This window comes from Rubripirellula obstinata (assembly GCF_001642955.1).
GTDB classification, from domain to species: Bacteria; Planctomycetota; Planctomycetia; order Pirellulales; family Pirellulaceae; genus Rubripirellula; species Rubripirellula obstinata.
In genome coordinates, this window is record NZ_LWSK01000242.1 from 1 (window position 1) to 2,516 (window position 2,516).

The following is a 2,516-nucleotide window of genomic DNA, read 5'->3' on the forward strand; positions in this document are numbered from 1 at the left end:
CCGCAAAGCACCATCGCGATAGGGTCCGACAGTGCGGACTTCGTCCCCGTGGGTGACCATCACCGTGTGTAGATCGTAGCAAAGAGCGGTCGGTCAAGCAAGTTTCGTCGGGCAGGAGCATATCGAGTGCAAGGAGACAGGCGTTGGTTAGTGCCACGCAGTGCATCCGGCACACCGGCGTTGTTCGGGCATTGAAATTCAGGCGTCGGTTGATGCCCCGCAGGGCAGTCGGCACTTCGATGTTGTCGAGCGATGGAAGTCAGGCGTTGGTTGGTGCCACGCAGTGCATGCGGCACGTCGGCATTGTTGGAGCATTGGAAGTCAAGCGTCGGTTGGTGCCCCGCAGGGTAGTCGGCACTTCGGTCAAGGTCCAGAGTCGGGGGCAAAGCGGTTTTAGTCGTGCGTTGGCAATGCCCCGCAGGGCGCGAGGCGGGCAGCAAGTGTCCGCGGCTCAGTCGGATAACGGCCGGGATCACCGGGTACGGAGAGAAAAGTCAACCATCACAGAAAATCTCGCAAGCCGTACTCCGGTGCATCCCATGGTTATCCGTTTGCGCAGATCAAGCTACGGTTTGACGGATGCAGGTTTACCGCGATTAAGTTCTAGTCGCCGAAGTTTGTCTTCGATTTCCTGCTGGTTTCGGGCGTGCAGAGCGTACGGATCAGGGTTCGCGTCGAATGCCTCCATGTTTTTACGTGAAGCAAAGAAAAATGTCCGGTCTTTGTGACGCATCGCAAAGCCGCGTTTTCCGGGAACTCGCTTGTCCGAGTCCGCGGAGAGCACGGGGTCATTTCCATCAATCATGGGGGCGTAGAACTCAGGTTTTTTGTCGAACTTTGCCTTCGCATTTCCGTTCAGGAAATGGAAGCGACAGCCGCGGTAGACGGATGTGATGTTTGTTTCGCCCTTGATCCAGACGTTGTCTTCGACGGTCGAGACGAGGCAGTAGCCGTCCGCACCGGGTGATGGGTCTTTGTCGCTAGCGTAGCAGAACGCACAGTTGAGCAGCAGCACTGCGATTGCGAGGCGAGATGTCATAGGGAAACTCCGTTTGGGAAGGGGACTCAGTACGGATAACGGTCGGGATCACCGGGTACGGAGAGAAAAGTCAACCATCACGGAAAATCGCGCAAGCCGTACTCCGGTGCATCCCATGGTTATCCGCGATCATGTTTACGATGGGGACCGACACCTGCGAGGCGGTCAGTCGGAACGCCGGTGTAGCGAAGGGATTGCGGTTACGTCAAATTTGCCGACGATGATGGCCCGGAAGGGAAAGATCAATCGTCGTCGGCAAATTTGGCGTTACCGCAAAAGGTTGAATCAGGGAAAAACGTTCCAATGCGGTCGCCCATGACATCAGGCGTCGGCTACGAAGTTGCCGTGGGAACCACCTTGGAGGCGACGACGTTCCGTATCGGCGGCGGTCAGTGAAAAAGCGCGACCAAGGGAGATCGCCGCCGATACGGTACGTCGTCGCCGGTCGTGCAAGCAAAGGGGAAAGTATTGTATCGCCAGCACGAGCATGAGTTGTTCGAGAATCCGTGAGTGTGAATTCAGGCATTGGTTGAATCGAGCCAGTCGTCATGCATACGATGCGTTGATCATGGCATGTAGTGATCGGCATGGAGTCCATGCGTAGGTTGTGCCCCGCAGGGCGCGAGGCGGGCAGCAAGTGTCCGCGGCTCAGTCGGATAACGGTATGCATCACCGAGGTGGCGGGATTTGACGTGCAAGCAGAGAGAAAAGCGTGCGGCCGCCACTCCGGTGCATGCAATGGTTATCCGTCGGCATACAGCACCGGGAGCAATTGAGCGGCGAAAGTGTGCAGGCCCACGGTCCAGACCGCGGAAAAGGCGTCAGAAGCGGGCATTCGGTTGTAGTAAGTCCATTCGTGCACGACAAGTCTAGCATCGCGAGATGGTATCGCGTTGTATTCTCCCGATCTGATGGCGGCAAGGATTCGATTGTAAGCGTCGGATTTGTACGTGCCAGTCGGGTAGCAAGCGCAGGCAAATGCGATCGCGATCAGATCCAATTCCGCACTGCTATCCATTTCACCACGCAGTTTTTTCCTGCAACGTTTGGTGGCCCCTCGGAGCAGAAGATTGGTGAGCCATTTCATGAGTCGGCAAGAATCCAAGTAAACAGAGAGCTTTCAGTCGGATAACGACCGGGATCACCGGGTGGGAAGGGAAAAGGTAACCATCAGGAAACGGCCGCAAGTCCCACTCCGGTGCATCCCATGGTTCAAGTAAGCCGCTTCGCGGCGGGGCGTGTGGATTGAAAACGTGAGGAACCCTTTGGTAGATCCGAACTCACTGGGAGTTCGGCTTACATTCTCTCAGAGGATCCCCCACATGAGCAAGTCTAAGCGATTTAATCCGTCCAAGTCCAACCCAAGTTTCTTCCCGGAGTCGCTACGTAAGCGGCTCTCCGATGATCTGCAGCTTCAGGGCATGGCAGACCGAACCGTCAAGGCGTACGTCCGAGCGGTCAGGCAACTTGCCGAGTT

The 2,516-nt window shown here is 56.5% G+C and carries 2 protein-coding genes; both read right to left on the reverse strand.

Annotated elements, in window-relative coordinates:
* Nucleotides 1-565: 565 nt before the first annotated feature.
* Entirely contained in the window at nucleotides 566-1,039 is a 474-nt protein-coding gene (locus tag RC85_RS25375; protein ID WP_068267687.1) for a YHS domain-containing protein, read from the reverse strand.
* 742 nt (nucleotides 1,040-1,781) lie between these two features.
* The gene (locus RC85_RS28740; protein ID WP_238383231.1) at nucleotides 1,782-2,057 is read right to left on the reverse strand and encodes a hypothetical protein; all 276 of its coding nucleotides are present in this window, start codon (nucleotides 2,055-2,057) and stop codon (nucleotides 1,782-1,784) included.
* Nucleotides 2,058-2,516: the final 459 nt, after the last annotated feature.